This window comes from Streptomyces sp. NPDC000075 (assembly GCF_040301925.1).
In the GTDB taxonomy this organism is placed as follows: Bacteria; Actinomycetota; Actinomycetes; order Streptomycetales; family Streptomycetaceae; genus Streptomyces; species Streptomyces polychromogenes.
On record NZ_JBEPFL010000007.1, the window covers coordinates 51,100 to 69,123 of the forward strand.

Sequence of the window (18,024 nt, forward strand, 5' to 3'; positions counted from 1 at the left end):
CCAGGGTCAGGCCGCTGCCGCCTTCTTGCCGCGCGTCGCGCCACCGCGACCACGCAGCGTGACTCCGGACTCGCTGAGCATCCGGTGGACGAATCCATAGGACCGGCCGGTCTCTTCGGCCAGCGCCCGGATACTCGCACCGGAGTCGTACTTCTTCTTCAGGTCTGCCGCGAGCTTGTCGCGCGCGGCGCCGGTCACCCGGCTGCCCTTCTTCAGAGTCTCGGCCACCCGTGCCTCCTCGTGGGAAGTGCGCTCTGTGCTTCTCATGATCACCCCTCCCCGGCTTCCTGGCCACCCATTCAGCAAGGTCGGTACGGCGGCATTTCCCGGACCGTGGACGCGCGAGCAGAACGGAATCTCCTCTTCCGCCGCATGACCTCCGTCACATTCCTCCGTCACCGAGGGGAATCGCCAGGTCAGGGGCGGGGCGCCGAAAAGAGCCGACCCCGGTCACGCATCCGGGAGGATGCGGCCGGGGTCGTTGTACAGAGCGCGACGATACGAGACCGTCTCACTCAGATGATGGATCACGTCTGCGCCGAATGATCCATACGGGACTGGATCAACCCGGCGGAAGGGGATCAGGCGAGGGCGACCAGGTCGCGGTAGTCCGGGCCCCACAGGTCCTCGACGCCGTCCGGGAGCAGGATGATCCGCTCCGGCTCCAGGGCCTCCACCGCGCCCTCGTCGTGGGTGACGAGGATGACCGCGCCCTTGTAGGTGCGCAGCGCGCCGAGGATCTCCTCGCGGCTGGCCGGGTCGAGGTTGTTGGTGGGCTCGTCGAGGAGCAGCACGTTCGCCGAGGAGACGACCAGGGTGGCCAGGGCCAGACGGGTCTTCTCACCGCCGGAGAGCACGCCCGCGGGCTTGTCCACGTCGTCGCCGGAGAAAAGGAAGGACCCGAGCGTCTTGCGCACGTCGACCAGGTCCAGGTCGGGGGCGGAGGAGCGCATGTTCTCCAGGACCGTGCGGTCCGGGTCGAGCGTCTCGTGCTCCTGGGCGTAGTAGCCGAGCTTGAGGCCGTGGCCGGGGGTGACCTGACCGGTGTCGGGCTGCTCGGCGCCCGCGAGCAGGCGCAGCAGGGTGGTCTTGCCGGCGCCGTTGAGGCCGAGGATGACCACGCGGGAGCCCTTGTCGATGGCCAGGTCGACGTCGGTGAAGATCTCCAGGGAGCCGTAGGACTTCGACAGGCCCTCGGCGGTGAGCGGGGTCTTGCCGCAGGGCGCCGGGTCCGGGAAGCGGAGCTTGGCGACCTTGTCGGAGACGCGGACGGCCTCCAGGCCGGAGAGCAGGCGCTCGGCGCGCTTGGCCATGTTCTGCGCGGCGACGGTCTTGGTGGCCTTGGCGCGCATCTTGTCGGCCTGCGAGTTGAGGGCCGCGGCCTTCTTCTCGGCGTTCTGGCGCTCGCGCTTGCGGCGCTTCTCGTCGGCCTCGCGCTGCTGCTGGTAGAGCTTCCAGCCCATGTTGTAGATGTCGATGACCGAGCGGTTGGCGTCGAGGTAGAAGACCTTGTTGACCACGGTCTCGACCAGGTCGACGTCGTGGGAGATCACGACGAAGCCGCCGCGGTAGTTCTTCAGGTAGTCGCGCAGCCAGATGATCGAGTCGGCGTCGAGGTGGTTGGTGGGCTCGTCGAGGAGCAGGGTGTCGGCGTCCGAGAAGAGGATCCGGGCGAGCTCGACGCGGCGGCGCTGACCGCCGGAGAGGGTGTGCAGCGGCTGGCCGAGGACCCGGTCGGGGAGGCTGAGGGCGGCCGAGATGGTCGCGGCCTCGGACTCGGCGGCGTACCCGCCCTTGGTGAGGAACTCGGTCTCCTGGCGCTCGTACTGCTTGAGCGCCTTCTCGCGGGTGGCGCCGGAGCCGTTGGCGATGCGCTCCTCGTTCATCCGCATCTTCTTGATCAGGACGTCGAGGCCGCGGGCGGAGAGGATCCGGTCGCGGGCCAGGACGTCGAGGTCGCCGGTGCGGGGGTCCTGCGGGAGGTAGCCGACCTCACCCGAGCGGGTGATGCTGCCGGCGGCGGGCTGGCCCTCGCCGGCGAGGCACTTGGTGAGGGTGGTCTTGCCCGCTCCGTTGCGGCCGACGAGGCCGATGCGGTCGCCCTTGGCGATGCGGAAGGAAGCGGACTCGATGAGGACGCGGGCGCCGGCGCGCAGCTCGATGCCGGTGGCGGTGATCACGGAAATACTCCAGGGCGGTATGGACGGCGGCAGAGGGGGGCGGGACGCGCGTTCTTCGACGCCGCTAATCCGCGAGGAGATTTGCCATGAAGCCATTCTAACGGGGGTGCGCAACCACTTTTCGGGGGCCGCCCCTCACCCGTTCGGCCCAGGGGCGGCGCGGGGCGGGCAGGGCACGTATCAGGATGAAGGGGTTGGCCACGCGTGGAGGGCGGTGCGCATGCAGTTCGACGACGACGCGGATCTGGACACGTCCGAGGTCAAGGACGTACGGAACAGCCGCATCCCGGGCGGGCGGGCCACCATCGGCGGTGGGGTCGTCGGGCTGATCGCGCTGGTCCTGGGCCTGCTCTTCGGGGTCGGGCCGGACCAGCTGGGGCTGTCCGACGGGAATCCGCAGCCGGCCTCGACGACCTCCTCGGTCGCCGAGGTGCAGCAGAGCTGCAAGAAGGGCAGGGACGCGAACGCCCGGGAGGACTGCCGGCTGGTCGCCGTGGTGAACAGCACACAGGACTTCTGGAGGCAGGAGTTCCAGCGGCGCGGCGGGAAGTACACCCCGGCGTCGACGGTCTTCTTCAGCGGCCAGGTGAACACGGCCTGCGGGGCGGCCAGCAAGGCGGTCGGCCCCTTCTACTGCCCCGCCGACCGGCAGGTCTACCTGGACCTGGGCTTCTTCGACGACCTGCGGACCAAGTTCGGGGCCACCGGCGGCCCCTTCGCCCAGGCGTACGTGATCGCCCACGAGTACGGGCACCACATCCAGAACCTGACGGGGACGCTGGCGCGGGCCCAGAACGGCCAGACGGGCGCGAACAGCAACGCGGTGAAGGTCGAGCTCCAGGCCGACTGCTACGCGGGGGTGTGGGCGCACAACGCGACGAAGACCCCGGACGAGTCGGGCCGTCCGCTGATCACCAACCTCACCGACGAGGACATCCGGGACGGGCTGAACGCGGCGGCGGCGGTGGGCGACGACCGGATCCAGGAGAAGTTCCAGGGCCGGGTCACCCCCGAGTCCTGGACGCACGGTTCGGCGGAGCAGCGTCAGCAGTGGTTCTACCAGGGGTACCGCACGGGCGACATGGCCCAGTGCAACACCTTCCGCTGAGTGCCGGTGGCGCCTGCCATGCTGTGACGCGGGTCACTTTGGTGCCCGTCACGAGAGGGAGTGATCGTCATGGCAGGCGTTCCGTCCATCTACCCCGCGCTGCTCTACCGCGACGCGAAGGCGGCGATCCAGCAGCTCACCGAGGCGTTCGGGTTCAACCAGGTCGCGGTCTACGAGGGCGACGACGGCTCGGTGATGCACGCGGAGCTGGCGTACGGCAACGGCGCGGTGATGCTGGGGAGCAAGGGGCGCGGCGGGGTCTTCGACAAGGTCATGGAGGCGGCCGGCCCGTCCGGGGTCTACATCGTGGTCGACGACGTGGACGCCCATCACCGGCGGGCGGCCGAGCACGGCGTGGAGATCCTCATGGAGCCCACCGACCAGGACTACGGCTCGCGGGACTACATGGCCCGGGACGCCGAGGGCAACGTCTGGAGCTTCGGCACGTACGCCCCCCAGCTGTGAGTCCGCGTCCGTGCCCGCACCCCGGCGGGGCGCGGGCACGGCGCGGCTCAGGCGCCGCCGGTGTGGACCTGGAACGCGGCCCGCCGGACCGCCTTGGCCAGGGCCGGGTCGGGGTGGGCGGCGGCCAGCGCGACCAGGACCTGCACGGTGCGCGGGTGGCCGACGGCGCGGACCTCGTCGAGCAGCCGGGGCACTGTGGTGCGGACCGCGGAGTCGAGGTGGCGGGCGAGCAGCTCGGCCTCGCCGTGGTCGGCGATGGCGGCCGCCGTGTCCACCCAGAGCCAGGTCGACTCCTCGGGCGTGAGGACGTCCTGGGCCTCGTCCGGGTCCACCCCGTCGTGCTCGGCGAGCCAGAGCAGGGCGTAGGGCCGCAGGGCGGGCTCCCGTACGGCCGCGCGCACCTCGGGCTCGGCGGGGGCGCCGACCACGCGCAGGGCCTCGAAGGCGAGGCCCCGCAGGAGGGCGTCCTCGCCCCGGGCGGCGTGCAGCAGCTCACTGACGGCGTGGCCGACGGGCCGGGCGGCGAGCCAGGCCCGGTACTCGGCGCGGGCCGGTCCGGGGGTGAGCCGGGCGCAGCCGTGCAGCATGGCGGCGGCGGACTGCTCGATGTTGCCGGCCGGGCTCTGGGCGGCGACGCAGATCTGCTCCAGCTTGACCCAGACGGCCCAGCTGCCGAGGGGGGTCAGGGTGGCCTGCGCGGGGCCGAGGGTGACGGCGTCGACGGCGGCGAGTCCGCCCAGCGCCCAGCGCAGCAGCCGGGCGAGCGGGAGGGGGCGCGGTTCCGCGGCGGCGGTGGCCTGGGCGGGCTCCGCGTCGTAGGGGACCTCGCAGCGCTCGTCGCGCAGTTCGGTGACCCGCTGCCCCAGGAGGTCCAGCAGGTCCGGCACGGTCACCGGGCCGGCCGACAGCTGGAGCAGGGAGAGCAGCTGGGGCATCGCCTCGACGACCTCGGCGACGGCCGAGGGGGTGATGTCGGCGGGGGCCGGGTGGACGAGGGACCAGGCGTCGAAGAGGGCGACCCACCCGCGCAGCACGGCGGTGTCGTCCCGGTCCCAGGCCCGCAGCCGCCAGCCGGGGCGGGCCTGGCCGCCGTGCACCTCGACGAGGCCGGAGAGCCGGGCGCGGTCCCAGCCGACGCGGATCTGGCCGTGCGTCAGGCCCAGCTCCGCGGAGGCCTTTTCGACGTCGACGGCGGGCAGGGCGCCCGCCGGTGCGGGACGGCCGCCGCCGGCCGCGCCGAGGTTCAGCTCGGCCCAGCGGGCCAGCCGTACGGCGTCGGCCAGGGAGGCGCGGGCGCGGTTCGCCAGGTCCGCCGGGGCGGGGGTGCCCGCCGGGGGCCGGGTGGCCGGCCGGGTTCGCCGGTCGGTCACCGCCTTGCGCGCCGTGGCGACGGAGCGCGGGGAGACGAGTCGGAGTCTGGAGTCGCGAGCCAACTGCTCATCAGGCTTTCGGGACGTCACGGAAGCAGTCTCGCCCGTCACTGGCCGAAAGCCCAAACGGAACGGGTCATTTCCACAGGTCACGGGGTGGAGGAACCGGGACAGACCACCCACCGTGTCCCGTCCGCCACACCGCCTTCACTCCAGCGCCACAAGACGCCTCCCGGAACCCCTTTTCCGTGGAGCCCCGCCCGCCCCTCGCGTTTCACCCGGACGGGCTACATCAGCGGGGTCAGGAAGCGCCGCAGGGCCTCCTCGTAGCGGGCCGGGTCGGCGTTCCACATCGCCCCGTGCGCGGCGTCCCGGACGGTGTGCAGGGTGACCAGGTCGGGCCGGGCGGCGGCGATCCGGCGGGAGGGCTCCCAGGGGGCGAGGGTGTCGTCGGGGCCGTGGAAGATCAGGACGGGGACGCGGAGCCCGCCCGGGTCCGCGAACGGTGCCCGGTGGTCCGCGCGCAGCCCGGCGCGGCCCTCCGCGGCCCGGACGGCGACGGGGAGGAGGGGGGCCGGGGTGCGGCGGGCGGCGGCGAGGTTGCGCAGGGTGGTGTGCCAGTCGAGGACGGGCGAGTCGAGGACCAGGCCGCAGATCCGGCCGGCCAGGGCGGAGCGCTCGGCGGCGCGCACGGCCATGGCGGCCCCGGTGGACCAGCCGTGCAGGACGATGCGCCGGGCCCCGTAGCGCAGGGCGTAGCGGATGGCGGCGTCCAGGTCGCGCCACTCGGACTCGCCGAGGTGGCCGATGCCGTCGGGTGGGGCGGGGGCGCCGAGGTCGCCGCGGTAGGCCAGGGAGAGGACCGGGAGCTTCAGGCGGTTCAGGGAGGGCATGACGACCATCGGGTGTTCCCGGCCGGCGCCGAGGCCGTGGACGGTGATCACCCAGGTCTGGCGGCCCCCGGGGACGAACCAGGCGGGGAGCGGGCCGAGCTCGCCGGGGACGTCCACGTCGGCGTGGTCCAGGCCGAGGGCGGTGCGCGGGTTGCCCGAGTACACCTGCGGGGTGAGGGTGACGCGGGTGCCGGGTTCGAGGGCGCCGTGGCTGACGCGCAGGAGGCGGCGTACGACGGTGGCCGGGTCGTGCGGGACGCCGTCGAGGACGGGGCCGACGGCGGCGTGCACGCCGGGAGCGATCAGCCCGTGGACGCCGGGGCGCAGGGAGGCCAGCGAACGGGTGAGGACGATCCTGCCGTCCGTGGCGGAGTGGACGCTCAGCCGGGCCGCCCCGGGCAGGGGGCGGCCGGGTTCGGGCCGCAGGGCGGCGTCGGCGGCGTACCGGCCGGCCAGGGCCGCGGCCGCTCCGGCGCCGATCAGGGTCGTGGTGACGGCAGCGGCCGTCGCGGTGGCGGTACGCACCGCTCCAGTGTCGTGGCGAGGGGGCGGGGCGGCCACCGGAGGGCTCCGCCGGCTCCGGACCGGCCGCCGACCGGAGTTCGAGTGACGGGCCGTGGCGGGTGGGGCCCCAGGGGGCGGAGTGATCTACCTCTCTTTCACCGCCGCCGGGGGTCCGCGATCGGGCCCCGGGACCCCGTCGACGGGTTCCGTTTACCCGTCCCTGACGTGCATGAATGGCGATAACTACGAAAGAATCGGGACGAAGGCCCTGATGGGAGGCCCACCGGGGACACCACCCCGCCCAAGCCAGTTCATCTTCCGTTCACCCAGGTTGCCTACGGTCGCCGAGCCACTGACGCCAAACAGAAGCCTGGGTAAATGGAGCACATAACGCTTCTCCTCGGGATCGTGATCATCACCGCTCTCGTGTTCGACTTCACGAACGGTTTCCACGACACAGCCAACGCGATGGCGACCACCATCTCGACCGGCGCCCTCAAGCCCAAGGTCGCGGTGGCCATGTCCGCCGTGCTCAACCTCGTCGGCGCGTTCATGTCCGTGGAGGTCGCCAAGACGATCTCCAAGGGGCTCGTCAACGAACAGGGCATCCAGCCCGAAGTGATCTTCGCCGCGCTCGTCGGCGCGATCCTCTGGAACCTGGTCACCTGGCTGGTCGGCCTGCCCTCCAGCTCCTCGCACGCCCTGATGGGCGGCCTGATCGGCGCCGCGGTCGCCTCGGCCGGCCTCGGCGCGGTCAACGGCAGCGTCGTCGTCACCAAGGTCCTCATCCCGGCGGTGGCCGCCCCGATCGTGGCCGGTGTGGCCGCGATGCTGGCGACCAAGGTCACGTACAAGCTGAACGGCAAGATCGGGCAGAAGACCTCCGCCAAGGGCTACAAGGCGGGTCAGATCGCCTCCGCCGGTCTCGTCTCCCTCGCGCACGGCACCAACGACGCGCAGAAGACGATGGGCATCATCACCCTGGCCCTGGTCGCCGGCGGCGCCCTCGCCCCCGGCTCGAACCCCCCGGTCTGGGTCATCGTCTCCGCCGGCATGGCGATCGCGATGGGCACCTACCTGGGCGGCTGGCGCATCATCCGCACCATGGGCAGCGGCCTGACCGACCTGCACCCGCAGCAGGGTTTCGCCGCCCAGACCTCGGCCGCGAGCGTCATCCTGGCCTCCTCCAACCTCGGCTTCTCCCTCTCCACCACCCACGCCTGCTCCGGCGCGGTGATGGGCGCGGGCCTGGGCCGCAAGGGCGGTGTGGTCCGCTGGTCCACCGCCACCCGCATGTTCGTCGCGTGGGGCCTGACCCTGCCGGCCGCCGCCCTGGTCTCCGCCGGCGCCGAGCTGGTCATGCGCACGGGTGACGTCGGCGTCGTCGCCGTCACGGTGTTCCTCGTCGCCTCCTGCGTGGCCATCTGGCTGATCTCGCGCCGCCAGGTCGTCGACCACACCAACGTCAACGAGGCCGCCGCCGACGAGGCCGAGCAGCCCGGCGTGGTCACCACCGCCATCGCGGCCGTGGCCGTCCCCCCGGCCGCCGGCACCACCGCCGCGGTGACCGACGAGGACCTCAAGGCCACCATCCCGGCCGCCACGGCGACCCCGACGGCTCCGGCCGCCGCGGTCTGATCCCGAGAACGACAGAGGTATCGGCAGTATGAAGATCGACTGGGCAGCACTCGGCTCCGTCTTCGGGGTCAGCCTCTCCGCGACCGTCGCCCTCGTGGCCCTGTTCAGCCTGGGCCTGGTGGGCCTCTCCAAGCACGAGGCCGCCACCGAGCAGGGCGGCACCGCCGCCCTGGCCCGCAGCGGCGCCTACGCCTGCTTCGCGCTCTGCGCGGCGGCAGTGGCCTACGCGATCTACCTGATCGTCAGCTGAGACCCACCCCGTCTCCGCGCGGCGACACCGCGTACGAAGACTCCCCCCGGGAATCCCCGGGGGGAGTTTTCGCGTACCCGCCGCGTGCCCGCACCGCACCCGCGGCCCCCGGCCGCCCCCTGGTCGCCCCCCGTCCCACCGCAGGTCAACGGTAAGTTGACGGGCGTTCGCGGGGCGTGGTGGACTGCCCGAGCCAATACGGCGGCATGGAGAGGAAGTCCGGTGCGAATCCGGCGCGGTCCCGCCACTGTCACCGGGGAACGCACGCGGCGCGTGCGCCCCGGGAGCCAGGAACTCTCGCCACCGGACACGTCGAACCAGGGCGCGGACCCTGAGTGAGGACATACCTGCCACCATGCGTGCCGACCGCGTCTTCGCGTACGGCGTCACGGCGGGGCTGATCGGCGACCGGATCCTCGGGGATCCTCGCCGGGGGCACCCCGTGGCCGCCTTCGGACGAGCCGCCGCCGCCGTGGAGCGCGCCCTGTGGCGCGACGACCGCGCCCGGGGCGTCCTGCACACCCTCGTATGCGCCGGCGGGGCCGCCGCCGTCGGAGCGCTGGGCGCGCGCGCCGTGCGCTCCCGGCCCGCGGCCGCCCGCGTCGCCCTGACCGCTGCCGCCACCTGGGCCGTCGTCGGCGGCACCAGCCTCGGCCGGGAGGCCCGCGCCATCGGCGGCGCGCTCACCGCCGGGGACACCGAGGTGGCCCGCGAGCGCCTGCCCCACCTGTGCGGACGCGACCCGCAGGCCCTGGACGGTCAGCAGATGGCCCGGGCCGTCGTGGAGTCCGTCGCGGAGAACACCTCCGACGCCGTGGTCGGGGCCCTGGTGTGGGGGGCCGTCGCCGGGGTGCCCGGGCTGCTGGCCTTCCGCGCCGTGAACACCCTGGACGCCATGGTCGGCCACAAGTCGCCCCGTTACCTGCGCTACGGCTGGGCCTCCGCCCGGCTCGACGACCTCGCCGGCTGGCCCGGGGCCCGGCTCACCGCCCTCGCCGCCGTGGCCGCCGGCCCCGACCGGCGGGGCGCCGTACGGGCCTGGCGCGCCGACGCCGCCGCCCACCCCAGCCCCAACGCCGGCCCCGTCGAGGCCTCCTTCGCCGGTGCGCTCGGCGTCCGGCTGGGCGGCACCCTGTCCTACGCGGGACGGGTCGAGCACCGGGCCGTGCTCAACGGGGAGCGGGGGCGGCCGGTGGAGGTCGCGGACATCGAACGGGCGGTACGGCTCTCGCGACGGGTGACCTGGCTGGCGCTGGGCGCCTGCGTGGTGGTCCGGTGCGCGGTGGCGGCGACGTCGAAGAGGAAGAGGGGTCGGGCATGAGCGGCACGAGGCGCGGCGGCGGACTGCTGGTCGCGGGTACCACCTCCGACGCGGGCAAGAGCGTCGTCACGGCGGGCATCTGCCGCTGGCTGGCCCGCCGGGGGGTGAAGGTGGCCCCGTTCAAGGCGCAGAACATGTCGCTGAACTCGTTCGTGACCCGCGAGGGCGCGGAGATCGGCCGCGCCCAGGCGATGCAGGCCCAGGCCGCCCGGGTGGAGCCGACCGCGCTGATGAACCCGGTCCTGCTCAAGCCGGGTGGCGACCGCAGCAGCCAGGTGGTGCTGCTGGGCAAGCCGGTGGGCGAGATGAGCGCCCGCGGCTACCACGGCGGCCGCCAGGAGCAGTTGCTCGGCGTGGTCACGGACTGCCTGGAGCGGCTGCGGGGCACGTATGACGCCGTGATCTGCGAGGGGGCGGGCAGTCCGGCCGAGATCAACCTGCGCCGGACCGACATCGTGAACATGGGCATCGCGCGGGCCGCGCGGTTCCCGGTGGTGGTGGTCGGCGACATCGACCGGGGCGGGGTCTTCGCCTCCTTCTTCGGGACGACGGCGCTGCTGTCGCCCGAGGACCAGTCGCTGATCGCCGGCTACCTGGTCAACAAGTTCCGCGGGGACGTGTCCCTGCTGGAGCCGGGCATGGAGATGCTGCGGTCCCTCACCGGCCGGGGAACGTACGGCGTCCTCCCGTTCCAGCACGGGCTGGGCATCGACGAGGAGGACGGGCTGAGGGTCTCCCTGCGAGGCGCGGTCCGCGAGTCGGTGGTGGCCCCGCCGGTCGGTGAGGACGTGCTGCGGGTCGCGGTGTGCGCGGTGCCGCTGATGTCGAACTTCACCGACGTCGACGCGCTCGCGGCGGAACCGGGCGTGGTCGTGCGGTTCGTGGACCGGGCCGAGGAACTGGCCGACGCGGACCTGGTCGTCGTCCCCGGCACGCGCGGCACGGTGAAGGCGCTGGCGTGGCTGCGGGAGCGGGGGCTGGCCGACGCGCTGGCCCGGCGCGCCGCCGAGGGGCGTCCGGTCCTCGGCATCTGCGGCGGGTTCCAGGCGCTGGGCGAGCACATCGAGGACGAGGTCGAGTCGAAGGCCGGCTCGGTGGCGGGGCTGGGGCTGCTGCCGGTACGGGTGCGCTTCGCGGTGGAGAAGACCCTGGCGCGGCCGGAGGGTTCGGCGCTGGGCGAGGAGGTCTCGGGCTACGAGATCCACCACGGGGTGGCCGAGGTCCTGGGCGGCGAGCCGTTCCTGGACGGGTGCCGGGTGGGGTCGGTGTGGGGCACGCACTGGCACGGCTCGCTGGAGTCGGACGGCTTCCGCCGCGCGTTCCTGCGCGAGGTGGCCGCGGCTGCGGGGCGCCGCTTCGTCCCGGCGCCGGACACGTCGTTCGCCGCCCTGCGGGAGGAGCAGCTGGACCTGCTGGGCGACCTGATCGAGGAACACGCGGACACGGATGCGCTGCTGCGGCTGATCGAGTCCGGCGCCCCGGCGGGGCTGCCGTTCCTCCCCCCGGGCGCCCCGTGACGGCCCCGGCCCCGCGGGGCTGCTCCCCCGCCCGCCCTTCCACCGTTCACCGGGGCGGAGCCCCGGCTCCCGCCGCCGACCGCACGCACACCCGAGGAGTGAGCAACCCATGAGCACGCCCTACCCGTTCACCGCAGTGGTCGGCCAGGCCGACCTGCGGCTGGCGCTCCTGCTCAACGCCGTGAGCCCGGCGGTCGGCGGTGTGCTCGTGCGCGGTGAGAAGGGCACCGCCAAGTCGACCGCCGTGCGCGCGCTCTCGGCCCTGCTCCCCCACGTGGACGTCGTCCCCGGCTGCCGGTTCTCGTGCGCGCCCGCCGCGCCCGACCCGGCCTGCCCGGACGGCCCGCACGAGCCCGGTCCCGGCGCCGAGCGCCCCGCCCGGATGGTCGAGCTGCCCGTCGGCGCCTCCGAGGACCGGCTCGTCGGCGCCCTCGACATCGAACGCGCCCTCGCCGAGGGCGTGAAGGCCTTCGAGCCCGGCCTGCTGGCCGACGCGCACCGCGGGATCCTCTACGTCGACGAGGTCAACCTCCTCCACGACCACCTGATCGACCTCCTCCTCGACGCGGCCGCGATGGGCGCCTCGTACGTGGAGCGCGAGGGCGTGTCCGTGCGCCACGCGGCCCGTTTCCTCCTCGTCGGCACCATGAACCCCGAGGAGGGCGAGCTGCGCCCGCAGCTGCTCGACCGGTTCGGGCTGACCGTGGAGGTCGCGGCCTCCCGGGAACCCGCCCAGCGCGTCGAGGTGGTGCGCCGCCGTCTCGCGTACGAGGACGACCCGGCGGGCTTCGCCGCCCGCTGGGCCGGGGACGAGAGCGAGATCCGCTCCCGGGTCGTGGCCGCGCGGGCGCTGCTGCCGCAGGTGGCGCTCGGGGACACCGCGCTGCTCCAGATCGCCGCCACCTGCGCCGGCTTCGAGGTCGACGGCATGCGCGCCGACATCGTGATGGCCCGTACGGCGACCGCTCTGGCGGCGTGGGCGGGGCGGACCTCCGTCCTGAAGGAGGACGTCCGGCAGGCGGCCCTGCTGGCGCTGCCGCACCGCCGCCGGCGCAACCCCTTCGACGCGCCCGGACTGGACGAGGACAAGCTCGACGAGATCCTGGACGGCTTCCCCGACGAGGAGCCGGAGCCCGAGCCCGACCCGGAGCCGCAGGGCCCGGACGACAACGGCGGCGGCCCCGACGGCGGCGATGGCGGCGGCGACGGCGGCGGGGACGGCGGCGGGGTGCCCCCGCAGGGGGGCGGCCCCGAGACCGGGCACGCGCCCGACGCGCCGCAGCCGCAGGAGAGCCCGGAGGCCCAGCCCTCCGCCCCGCAGGGCGGGGCCGGAGGGGCCGAGCAGGCCGCCGTGGCGGCCGCCGAGCCCTTCCGCACCAAGATGCTGAGCGTGCCCGGCCTCGGTGAGGGCGCGGCCGGCCGGCGTTCCCGGGCCCGTACCGCGCACGGCCGCACCACCGGCGCCCAGCGCCCCCGGGGGCAGCTGACGAAGCTGCACCTGGCGGCGACCGTGCACGCCGCCGCCCCGCACCAGAAGGCGCGCGGGCGCTCCGGCCCGGGGCTCGTCGTGCGCAAGGACGACCTGCGGCAGGCGACCCGGGAGGGCCGCGAGGGCAACCTGGTGCTGTTCTGCGTCGACGCCTCCGGCTCGATGGCGGCCCGGCAGCGGATGAGCGCCGTCAAGGGCGCGGTGCTCTCCCTGCTGCTCGACGCCTACCAGCGCCGGGACAAGGTCGGCCTGATCACCTTCCGCGGTGCGGGCGCCGAGCTGGCGCTGCCGCCCACCTCCTCGGTGGACGCGGCCGCGGCCCGGCTGGAGAAGCTGCCGACCGGCGGCCGCACCCCCCTCGGCGCGGGGCTGCTCAAGGCGCACGAGGTGCTGCGGATCGAGCGGCTGCGGGACCCCTCGCGCCGCCCGCTGCTGGTGGTCGTCACCGACGGGCGGGCCACCTCGGCCGGGGCCGTCGGCGGCGACCCGCGCGAACTGTCGGGGCGCAGCGCCCGGCTGCTGGCCGCCGAGGGGGTCGCCTCGGTGGTCGTGGACTGCGAGTCCGGGCCGGTGCGGCTGGGCCTCGCGGGGGCGCTGGCCGCCGATCTGGGCGCGCCCGCCGTGACCCTCGACGGGCTGCGGGCCGACTCGCTGGCCGGGCTCGTCAAGAACGTACGTACCGCAGTGACCCACGAGACCCCCAGGAGGGCCGCCTAATGCCGCAGGGACAGCCGACCGTCGTTCCCGACGACGGACTCACGACGCGTCAGCGCCGCAACCGCCCGCTCGTCTTCGTCCACACCGGCCCGGGCAAGGGCAAGTCGACGGCCGCGTTCGGGCTGGCGCTGCGCGCCTGGAACCAGGGCTGGCCGATCGGGGTGTTCCAGTTCGTCAAGTCGGCGAAGTGGAAGGTCGGCGAGGAGAACGCGCTGAAGGTGCTGGGCGCCTCCGGTGAGGGCGGCTCCGTCGTCTGGCACAAGATGGGCGAGGGCTGGTCCTGGGTCCAGCGCGACGCGCAGCTCGACAACGAGCAGGCGGCGAAGGAGGGCTGGGAGCAGGTCAAGCGCGATCTGGCGGCCGAGACGCACCGGCTGTACGTGCTCGACGAGTTCGCGTACCCGATGCACTGGGGCTGGATCGACGTGGACGAGGTGATCGAGGTGCTCCGGGGCCGCCCCGGCACCCAGCACGTGGTCATCACCGGCCGCAACGCCCCCGAGAAGCTGGTGGAGTTCGCGGACCTGGTCACCGAGATGACCAAGGTCAAGCACCCGATGGACGCCGGCCAGAAGGGCCAGAAGGGCATCGAGTGGTGATCTCGTCCACTGTGCCGCGGCTGGTCATCGCCGCGCCGTCCTCCGGCAGCGGCAAGACCACCGTGGCGACGGGCCTGATGGCGGCCTTCGCGGAGCGCGGCCTGGCCGTGTCCCCGCACAAGGCCGGGCCCGACTACATCGACCCCGGCTACCACGCGCTGGCCACGGGCCGGCCGGGGCGCAACCTCGACGCGTTCATGTGCGGGCCGGAGCTGGTGGCCTCGCTGTTCGCGCACGGGGCCGCCGGGTGCGACCTCGCGGTGGTCGAGGGCGTGATGGGGCTCTACGACGGGGCCGCGGGGCGGGGCGAGCTGGCGTCGACGGCGCAGGTGGCGAAGTTGCTGCGGGCGCCGGTGGTGCTGGTGGTCGACGCGTCCTCGCAGTCCCGGTCGGTGGCGGCGCTGGTGCACGGCTTCGCCTCGTTCGACCCGCAGGTGCGGCTCGGCGGGGTGATCCTGAACAAGGTGGGCTCCGACCGGCACGAGGCGATGCTCCGGGAGGCCCTGGAGGAGGCCGGCATGCCGGTCCTCGGCGTCCTGCGGCGGGCTCCGCAGGTGGCGACCCCGTCCCGGCACCTGGGCCTGGTCCCGGTGGCGGAACGGCGCGCCGACGCGCTGGCGGCGGTGGCGGCCCTGGCGGACCAGGTCCGCCAGGGCTGCGACCTGGACGCCCTGCTGGCGCTGGCCCGTACGGCCCCGCCGCTGGCGTGCGAGGCGTGGTCGCCCGGTCCGGCCTCGTCCGGGGGTGCCCCCAACGGGAAGGGGCGGGGTGGGGGGCCTCTCATCGCCGTGGCCGGAGGCCCCGCGTTCACGTTCTCGTACGCCGAGCACGCGGAACTGCTGCGCGCCGCCGGCGCGGAGGTCGTCACGTTCGATCCGCTGAACGACGAGGCGCTCCCGCCCGGCACCGCCGGCCTCGTGATCGGCGGCGGGTTCCCCGAGGTCTACGCCCCGGAGCTGTCGGCCAACGAGCCGCTCCGCGCGGCCGTCGCCGCCTTCGCCGCGGCCGGCGGCCCGGTCGCGGCGGAGTGCGCCGGGCTGCTCTACCTGGCGCGGTCGCTGGACGGGAAGCCCATGTGCGGGGTGCTCGACGCCGACGCCCGGATGTCGGAGCGGCTCACGCTCGGCTACCGGGAGGCGGTGGCGGTGTCGGACAGCCCGCTCGCGGCCACCGGCACCCGGCTGCGGGGCCACGAGTTCCACCGGACGGTGGTCGAGCCGGGCGCCGGGGCCCGTCCGGCCTGGGGGTTCACGCACCCCGAGCGCCGCGTCGAGGGCTTCGTCCAAGGGAACGTGCACGCCAGCTACCTGCACACGCACTGGGCGGCGCAGCCGTCCGTGGCCTCCCGGTTCGCCTCGGCCGCGGCGGACTTCGCGGCGGCCGCAGCGGCCCGCCCGTGACCCCGCAGGGGCCGGTCCGCTCAGTCCGCGAGCCCGACCACCAGCCAGATCCCGGCCACCCCGCCCACCGTGCACATCAGCGTGGACAGGGCGGGGTGCCGGTGGTGCGCCTCGGGCAGGATCTCGGCCGCCGCCAGGTACAGCAGCACCCCGCCGAAGAATCCGAGGTACGCCCCGAGGGGTTCCTCCGGAAGGGTGAACAGCCCGGTGGACGCGGCGCCCACGACGGGGGCCGCGGCGTCGGCGAAGAGCATCATCAGGGCCTTGCGGCGGGCGTTCCCGTACAGCCGGGTGAGGGTGTACGTGTTGAACCCGTCGGCGAAGTCGTGGGTGATGACGGCGAGCGCGACGGCCACGCCCATCCCGCCGCCGACCTGGAAGGCGACGCCGAGGGCGACCCCGTCGGCGAGGCTGTGGCCGACCATCGCCGCGGCGGCGGTGAGCCCGACCTGCGGGACGCGGCCACCGTGGTCGTGCCCGTGACCCGCGCCGTTGCTCCCGCCGTGCGCGGCCTGCCGCACCGCGAGCAGGCGTTCCACGACATGGGCCACGAGGAAGCCGGCCACGAACAGCAGCAGGGCGAGCGGGACGCCGAAGACCTCCCGGCCGGCGGCGTGGAGGGCCTCCGGGAGCAGGTCCAGGCCGACGACGCCGAGCATCAGCCCGCCGGCCAGCCCCAGTACGAGGTGGCGGCGGTCGGTGACGCGCTGGGCCGTCCACCCGCCCGCCAGCGTCATCAGGAACGCGCCCAGAGCCACGATCAGCGCCATGTGCCCCTGGATACCTACTGGCGGCGCCTCGCGCACTTCCGCCGCGCGGGCGGCGGGGGTCACGGTGATGACGACAGACGACAGACGACGGACACCAGTACGGAGGGAGGACCCCGGTGGGCGAGTACGTGACACGGCTGGTGGTCGGGGTCGGCGGACGCGCGGGGGTTTCCGTGGCGGAGGTCTGCGCGCTGATCGAGGAGACCCTGCGCGGGGCCGGGCTGACCGCCGGGGCGGTGACGGCGCTGGCGACGGTGGACTCGAAGACGCCGGAGCCGGGGATCGCGGGCGCGGCGGAACGTTTCGGCGTGCCGTTGGTGGGCTACCCCGCCGAGGAGCTCGCGCGGATCGCCGTCCCGCACCCCTCACCGGCCGTGCGGGAGGCCACCGGGACGGCCTCGGTCGCGGAGGCGGCGGCGCTCGCGGGGGGCGGGGAGCTCCTCGTGCCCAAGCGGCGTTCGATGGCGGCGACCTGCGCGGTGGCCACCGTCGAGGAGCACGACCTGCGCCACCACGGGGACGCGGAGGTGGCCGACGCGGGCGACGGGCTCGTGGACCTCGCGGTGAACGTACGGTCGGACACGCCGCCGGCGTGGCTCAAGGAGCGGATCGCGGCCTCCCTCGGGGACCTCGCGGCGTACCCGGACGGCCGGGCGGCGCGGGCCGCCGTGGCCCGGCGGCACGGGCTGCCGGCCGAGCGGGTGCTGCTGACGGCGGGGGCGGCGGAGGCGTTCGTGCTGATCGCGCGGGCGCTGGACGCGCAGCGGCCGGTGGTGGTGCACCCGCAGTTCACCGAGCCGGAGGCGGCCCTGCGGGACGCCGGGCACCGGGTGGAGCGGGTGGTGCTGCGGGCCGAGGACGGGTTCCGGCTGGACCCGGCGGCGGTGCCGGAGGAGGCGGACCTGGTGGTGGTGGGCAACCCCACCAACCCGACGTCGGTCCTGCACCCGGCGGCGACGCTGGCCGCGCTGGCCCGGCCGGGACGGACCCTGGTCGTGGACGAGGCGTTCATGGACGCGGTGCCGGGCGAGCGGGAGGCTCTGGCCGGACGGATGGACGTGCCGGGGCTGGTGGTGCTGCGGAGCCTGACGAAGACGTGGGGGCTGGCGGGGCTGCGGATCGGCTACGTGCTGGCCGAGCCGGAGGTGATCGCGAAGCTGGCGGCGGCGCAGCCGCTGTGGCCGGTGTCGACGCCGGCGCTGGTGGCGGCGGAGGCCTGTGTGTCGCCCGAGGCGCTGGAGGAGGCGGAGGCGGCGGCCCGGCGGATCGCGGTGGACCGGGCGCACCTGCTGGCGGGGCTGGCGGAGTTCGAGGAGGTCACGGTCTCGGGGGTGGCGGAGGGACCGTTCGTGCTGGTCCGGATCCCCGGCGCGGCGGAGGTCCGCACGCGGCTGCGGGCGCTGGGCTTCGCGGTGCGCAGGGGGGACACGTTCCCGGGGCTGGACGCGTCGTGGCTGCGGCTGGCGGTACGGGACCGGGCGACGACGGGCCGCCTCCTCCAGGCCCTGGACCACGCCCTCGCGCTGGCCGCGCCGTAACGGGGGGCGGGGTTTCCCGGGGGCTCCCCCCCCGGAGGGCGCGCGCGGCGGGCCGCGCCTAGGGCGTCTCTTTCGGATCTTGCCGGTAAAGCCCGCGTCGTTCGGTGCCGTGCATCGGCGCCTTGGCTGGGCGCCGGAGTACTGGACGTACTTGGCGCCCGGCCAAGGCGGCGAGGTGCGGTGCCGGGCGGCGCGGGTCTGGGGGTACCTCCCAGCGGTAGCTGGGGGAGCAAGGTCCGGAAGAGACGGCCTAGCATGGCGGGGC

Annotated in this window: 15 protein-coding genes and 1 riboswitch; of the genes, 10 read left to right on the top strand and 5 right to left on the bottom strand. The window is 74.5% G+C overall.

Features of this window, described 5'->3' with window-relative positions:
- Positions 1-6: 6 nt before the first annotated feature.
- Positions 7-228 (bottom strand): helix-turn-helix domain-containing protein, encoded by a 222-nt coding sequence (locus ABT403_RS10920; protein WP_007263382.1) that lies wholly within the window; start codon positions 226-228, stop codon positions 7-9.
- Between the two features lie 353 nt (positions 229-581).
- A complete protein-coding gene (locus tag ABT403_RS10925; RefSeq protein ID WP_344154637.1) occupies positions 582-2,180 on the bottom strand; it encodes an ABC-F family ATP-binding cassette domain-containing protein in 1,599 nt (532 codons plus the stop codon).
- 220 nt (positions 2,181-2,400) lie between these two features.
- Here ABT403_RS10925 and ypfJ point away from each other — a divergent pair, with 220 nt between their 5' ends.
- Both ypfJ and ABT403_RS10935 read left to right on the top strand, forming a co-directional pair.
- Complete coding sequence (gene ypfJ / locus ABT403_RS10930) at positions 2,401-3,288, top strand: KPN_02809 family neutral zinc metallopeptidase (RefSeq protein ID WP_344154634.1); 888 nt, start codon at positions 2,401-2,403, stop codon at positions 3,286-3,288.
- A 69-nt stretch (positions 3,289-3,357) separates the two neighbouring features.
- On the top strand, positions 3,358-3,753 hold the full coding sequence (locus ABT403_RS10935; protein ID WP_344154631.1) for a VOC family protein: 396 nt from the start codon (positions 3,358-3,360) through the stop codon (positions 3,751-3,753).
- A 47-nt stretch (positions 3,754-3,800) separates the two neighbouring features.
- Here ABT403_RS10935 and ABT403_RS10940 read toward each other — a convergent pair whose 3' ends face one another.
- On the bottom strand, positions 3,801-5,213 hold the full coding sequence (locus ABT403_RS10940) for a hypothetical protein (protein ID WP_425580137.1): 1,413 nt from the start codon (positions 5,211-5,213) through the stop codon (positions 3,801-3,803).
- A 197-nt stretch (positions 5,214-5,410) separates the two neighbouring features.
- Positions 5,411-6,541, bottom strand: a complete 1,131-nt coding sequence (locus ABT403_RS10945; protein ID WP_344154628.1) for an alpha/beta hydrolase family protein — start codon at positions 6,539-6,541, stop codon at positions 5,411-5,413.
- Between the two features lie 357 nt (positions 6,542-6,898).
- Here ABT403_RS10945 and ABT403_RS10950 point away from each other — a divergent pair, with 357 nt between their 5' ends.
- From ABT403_RS10950 to ABT403_RS10980, 7 genes are all read left to right on the top strand, one after another.
- A complete protein-coding gene (locus ABT403_RS10950) occupies positions 6,899-8,158 on the top strand; it encodes an inorganic phosphate transporter (RefSeq protein WP_344154625.1) in 1,260 nt (419 codons plus the stop codon).
- Positions 8,159-8,186: 28 nt separating this feature from the next.
- On the top strand, positions 8,187-8,408 hold the full coding sequence (locus ABT403_RS10955; RefSeq protein ID WP_344154622.1) for a hypothetical protein: 222 nt from the start codon (positions 8,187-8,189) through the stop codon (positions 8,406-8,408).
- Between the two features lie 211 nt (positions 8,409-8,619).
- Positions 8,620-8,705, top strand: a riboswitch (cobalamin riboswitch).
- Positions 8,706-8,763: 58 nt separating this feature from the next.
- Positions 8,764-9,729 carry a cobalamin biosynthesis protein gene (locus tag ABT403_RS10960; RefSeq protein WP_344154619.1) on the top strand — a complete coding sequence of 322 codons (966 nt, stop codon included), beginning with the start codon at positions 8,764-8,766 and terminating at the stop codon, positions 9,727-9,729.
- Positions 9,726-11,246: a cobyric acid synthase gene (locus ABT403_RS10965; RefSeq protein WP_344154616.1), complete on the top strand. Its 1,521-nt coding sequence runs from the start codon at positions 9,726-9,728 to the stop codon at positions 11,244-11,246. The genes ABT403_RS10960 and ABT403_RS10965 overlap by 4 nt, the downstream gene beginning before the upstream one ends.
- A gap of 109 nt (positions 11,247-11,355) precedes the next feature.
- Positions 11,356-13,452 carry a putative cobaltochelatase gene (locus ABT403_RS10970; RefSeq protein ID WP_344154613.1) on the top strand — a complete coding sequence of 699 codons (2,097 nt, stop codon included), beginning with the start codon at positions 11,356-11,358 and terminating at the stop codon, positions 13,450-13,452.
- The gene (gene cobO / locus ABT403_RS10975) at positions 13,452-14,051 is read left to right on the top strand and encodes a cob(I)yrinic acid a,c-diamide adenosyltransferase (RefSeq protein WP_344154610.1); all 600 of its coding nucleotides are present in this window, start codon (positions 13,452-13,454) and stop codon (positions 14,049-14,051) included. The genes ABT403_RS10970 and cobO overlap by 1 nt, the downstream gene beginning before the upstream one ends.
- The gene (locus ABT403_RS10980) at positions 14,045-15,451 is read left to right on the top strand and encodes a cobyrinic acid a,c-diamide synthase CobB (RefSeq protein ID WP_344154607.1); all 1,407 of its coding nucleotides are present in this window, start codon (positions 14,045-14,047) and stop codon (positions 15,449-15,451) included. Before cobO ends, ABT403_RS10980 begins: the two co-directional genes overlap by 7 nt.
- Before the next feature lie 20 nt (positions 15,452-15,471).
- On the opposite strand, the gene ABT403_RS10985 is transcribed toward ABT403_RS10980, so the two are convergent.
- A complete protein-coding gene (locus ABT403_RS10985) occupies positions 15,472-16,221 on the bottom strand; it encodes a ZIP family metal transporter (RefSeq protein WP_344154604.1) in 750 nt (249 codons plus the stop codon).
- 116 nt (positions 16,222-16,337) lie between these two features.
- Here ABT403_RS10985 and cobC point away from each other — a divergent pair, with 116 nt between their 5' ends.
- A complete protein-coding gene (gene cobC, locus ABT403_RS10990; RefSeq protein WP_425580136.1) occupies positions 16,338-17,759 on the top strand; it encodes an Rv2231c family histidinol phosphate aminotransferase CobC in 1,422 nt (473 codons plus the stop codon).
- The last annotated feature ends 265 nt before the right edge of the window (positions 17,760-18,024 follow it).